The sequence below is a fragment of the Streptomyces sp. NPDC054840 genome, from assembly GCF_053611065.1.
In genome coordinates this window covers 1-4192 of sequence record NZ_JBSGZP010000638.1, presented here as the reverse complement: position 1 = coordinate 4192, position 4192 = coordinate 1, and the positions used below count along the sequence as shown (strand labels likewise).

At 71.8% G+C, this 4192-nt stretch carries 4 protein-coding genes; 2 read left to right on the top strand and 2 right to left on the bottom strand.

Features of this window, described 5'->3' with window-relative positions; all coding sequences use genetic code 11:
- Positions 1-94 precede the first annotated feature (94 nt).
- Together ACWGIU_RS31330 and ACWGIU_RS31325 are read right to left on the bottom strand one after the other, a co-directional pair.
- A complete protein-coding gene (locus tag ACWGIU_RS31330) occupies positions 95-871 on the bottom strand; it encodes a hypothetical protein (protein WP_453711489.1) in 777 nt (258 codons plus the stop codon).
- Positions 872-1051: 180 nt separating this feature from the next.
- Positions 1052-2731: a PucR family transcriptional regulator gene (locus tag ACWGIU_RS31325; protein ID WP_453711487.1), complete on the bottom strand. Its 1680-nt coding sequence runs from the start codon at positions 2729-2731 to the stop codon at positions 1052-1054.
- A gap of 253 nt (positions 2732-2984) precedes the next feature.
- On the opposite strand from ACWGIU_RS31325, the gene ACWGIU_RS31320 reads away from it, so the two are divergent.
- Positions 2985-3881, top strand: coding sequence for an FAD binding domain-containing protein (locus ACWGIU_RS31320; protein WP_030010044.1), 897 nt, complete (start codon positions 2985-2987; stop codon positions 3879-3881).
- A 1-nt stretch (position 3882) separates the two neighbouring features.
- The coding region (locus tag ACWGIU_RS31315; protein ID WP_453711485.1) for a (2Fe-2S)-binding protein at positions 3883-4192 on the top strand (310 nt) is incomplete at its 3' end.

Genomic DNA, 4192 nt, shown 5'->3' with positions numbered 1-4192 from the left:
GGGCCGACGGGGCCGGATGTGGCGGCGGCGCCGCGTACTTCAGCCCCGCCGGCGTTCGAGGCCCGGGCGTGGAGCGCCGTGCGGGTGCCGGAAGCTACGCCGCAGGCGAGGGGGCCGGGTGGAGCTGGTCCGCCAGCCAGGTGGGGATGCCGCCCAGCAGGTGGAACAGGCGGCGGGCCTCCGCGCGGAGCCGGGCGGCCTCCGGTTCCGGTTCGGCCTCGGCCAGCGCCGCCAGCGCCGGCGCCGTGCCGATCAGGAAACCCAGGTCCTCCCGGATGCGCAGGGACTCCGCGAAGCCCTTGCGGGCCTCGGCCACCTCCCCGTCCCGCAGGGCCAGCGCGGCCAGATGCCGCCAGGTGAAGGACAGCAGCAGGGTGTCCCCGTGCGCCTGGGCCCCCGCGTGGGCCCGGTGGTAGGCAGGCCGGGCCGACTGCGGGGCGTCCGCCAGGTGCTCTGCGACCAGCCCCCGCCGGAAGTCCAGCAGCGGGCGGGTCCGGGAGTCCGGGGACAGCAGGGCCGCGGCCCGGCCCAGCGCGGAGCGGGCCTCGTCGGCGCGGTCGCGTACGCCGAGCACGGTGGCGGCGTACGCCAGGTGGCCCCGTTCGCATGCGGCCGCACCCCGGTCGTCGTCGTCCTGGGAGACCGCCTCGGCGATCCGCAGCGCGTCCTCGGCCTCGGCCCAGCCCTGCCCGGTGAACAGGCACCGCTCCACCAGCAGCGCGGTCCGCTGCACGGCCGCCCCGGCATTGCCGGTCTTGCCGATGTGCGGTGTCAGCAGCGCCGCCGCATCCGTCCAACAGCCGCGCGAGCGCAGCCGCCATATCGCCCGCTGGAGGGGGTCGTCTCCTCCGGTTGTTCCGGCACCCGACATGGCGGTGTCCGCCACATTGCCCTCCCCAAAGCAAGCAAGCAGCACATCGTTGAGCCCTGGGGCGAAATGAGAGCACGGATTCACGGCATCGGCCAAGGGGTTGGGTGAACTTTTTCACAAAGTCCGGACGGATCATCAGCCGCCCCGTGACCGAACCCTGCGGCCGCGGGGCGGATCTTCTCAGCTCATCCGCAGTGCCAGGAAGAAGTCGAGCTTGTCCTCCAGCCGGGACAGGTCCCGGCCCGTCAACTGCTCGATTCGCCCGACTCGGTAGCGCAGCGTGTTGACGTGCAGGTGCAACCGCGTCGCACAGCGGGTCCAGGAACCGTCGCAGTCCAGGAACGCCTCCAGCGTCGGGATGAGCTCCGCGCGGTGGCGCCGGTCGTAGTCCCGCAGCGGGTCCAGCAGCCGGGCCGTGAACGCGCGGCGGACGTCGTCCGGGACGAACGGCAGCAGCAGCACGTGCGAGGCGAGCTCGTGGTGGCCCGCCGCACAGACCCGGCCCGGGCGCGCCGCGGCCACCCGGCGGGCGTGCCGGGCCTCCTCCAGCGCCCCGCGCAGCCCTTCGGCGGAGTGCACCGCGGCGCTGACGCCCAGAGTGAGCCGGCCGTCGTCGGACAGACCGGCCGCCAGGGGGTCCCGTACGGCCGCGAGCAGCTCGTCGGCGTGCAGAGCCGAGTCCGGACCCTTGTCCTCCCCGGCGTCCCCGGAGAGCGAGGGCAGCGGTACCAGGGCGATGGCCTCGTCACCCGCATGGGCCACCGCGATCCGGTCCGAGGGCTCGGGTCCCGGTACGGACGGGTCGACGAGGATCTCCTCCAGCAGCGACTGGGCCACCGGGCCGCCGGGGATGTCCCCGCCCTCCCAGTCCACCCGGGCCACGACGACCTGCCAATGCGGTGCGGCGCCCAGTCCGGGCAGCAGCACCGGGGCGGCGACCCTCAGACGGGCGGCGATCTCGGCGGGCGGGGCACCCGTCTGGACCAGTTCGAGGACCTCTTGTGCGAGGCGGCGGCGCACGGTGCGGGCCGCGTCGCGCCGGTCCCGCTCCACGGCGATCAGCTGGGTGACGCCCTGCAGCAGGTCGAGGCGCTCGGCGGGCCAGTCGCCCGCGTCCGCCTCGACCGCCAGCAGCCAGTCCGAGAGCACGGTCTCGCGCACGTCCCGGGCCCCTGGACCGGCCGCGCCGCGCCCGTGTCCCCTGATCGGGAAGAGGGAGTAGGTAATACCCTGGATGGAGATCCGATGCGGCCCCCTACGGCCCGTCCGGACCGCCGCAAGGTGCTCGCCCGCCAGTGCTGCGCACACGCCCGGCGCCAGCGGCTCACCCGCCCCGGCGATCTGCCGGCCGGTCGGGGACAGCACCCAGGCCCGGAGATCGAGGTCGGTGGTGAGCAGATCGAGCACCACGTCGGGGCCGCCGCCGGCCGGACCCGAGGTCATCAGCCGGCGGTGTCGGTCCACGACGGCCGCGAGGTCTCCGGCGCGCTCGCCCGAGACCTGCCGGACGACGTACTCGGTGATCGTGGCGAATGCAACGTCCTCGTTCACGGCGAACAGCGGCAGCCGGTTGCGCACGCAGGCCGAAACAAGATCGTCGGGAATGGCCTGCAGCTCCGCCTCGCCCGCGGCGAGCCCGGCGACGCCCGCGCTCGCCAGGATTCGTACGAATGGCTCGGAGTCGGCTGAATTTCGTCTCCAGGCCAGGCCGGTCAGGACGAGTTCGCCCCCCGACAGGTATCGGCTGGGATCCCGTAGGTCGGTCGTCATGACCCCGCGGACCGTCCGGTCGAGTTCACCCTCGCCGCCGAGCAGCCGCAGCCCCAGCGCCTCGGTTTCCAGCAGTGCGCGCAGCCGCATGATGTCGCCGCCGATCTGTCTCGAATGTTGCCGTTGGAAATCGGGCAGGTCGTCGCATCCTGCCTTTCATACGAATCTACAAGACGAGGGAGGCCGTCAGCCAACTCCTTCATGGTTTCAGTGACTGCACCGGGGGGCGAGCGGCTTGTGTACTGGGTCCACACCGCGTTAACAGCACGTGAACGACCAGTCGAGGGCTCTCAGGCCTCCTGGCTTGAAGTGAACGACACGATGAAGAAGAAGAGAGCCGCTCATGGACTTCCTTCGCCCCGCCAGCTGGGAGGAGGCGCTCGCCGCTAAGGCCGAGTTCCCCTCAGCTGTGCCGATTGCGGGTGGCACCGACGTGATGGTCGAGATCAACTTCGACCACCGGCGGCCGGAGTACCTCCTGGACCTGAACCGCATCGGTCTGCTGCGGGAATGGGAGGTCGGCGAGGACGTGGTTCGCCTGGGTGCCTCCGTCCCGTACACGCAGATCATGGAGAACCTCCGTACGGAGCTCCCGGGACTCGCGCTCGCCTCGCACACGGTCGCGTCCCCGCAGATCCGTAACCGCGGCGGTGTCGGCGGCAACCTCGGTTGCGCCTCGCCGGCCGGTGACTCCCACCCCGCGCTGCTCGCGGCGGGCGCCGAGGTCGAGGTGGAGTCCGTACGCGGCTCCCGCCTCATCCCGATCGACGAGTTCTACACGGGTGTGAAGCGCAACGCGCTCGCCGCCGACGAGCTCATCAAGACCGTTCACGTCAAGAAGGCGGACGGCCCCCAGCAGTACTCCAAGGTCGGATCCCGCAACGCGATGGTCATCGCGGTCTGCGCGTTCGGTCTGGCGCTGCACCCGCAGACCCGCACGGTCCGCACCGGAATCGGTTCGGCCGCGCCGACCCCGATCCGGGCGAAGGCCGCCGAGGAGTTCCTGAACGCCGCGCTCGAAGAGGGCGGCTTCTGGGAGTCCGGCAAGGTCATCACCCCGTCGATCGCCAAGCAGTTCGGTGACCTCGCCTCCGGCGCGGCCAACCCGATCGACGACGTCCGCGGCACGGCGAAGTACCGCCGTCACGCGGTCGGCATCATGGCTCGCCGCCAGCTCGTCTGGACCTGGGAGCAGTACCGCGGTACCGGAAACGGCCGCTCGCTTGAAGGGGCTGCGTAACATGCGCGTCAATTTCACGGTCAACGGCCGTCAGCAGGAAGCCGACGACGTGTGGGAGGGCGAGTCCCTTCTCTACGTCCTGCGTGAGCGCCTGGGCCTGCCGGGCTCCAAGAACGCCTGTGAGCAGGGCGAGTGCGGTTCCTGCACCGTCCGTCTCGACGGCGTACCGGTCTGTTCGTGTCTGGTCGCGGCCGGTCAGGTCGAGGGTCGCGAGGTCGTGACCGTCGAGGGCCTGGCGGAGTTCTCCAAGCAGCGCGACGAGCACGGCCACGGCGGTGCCTGCGGCACCGGCGGCGGCTGCGGCAGCAAGG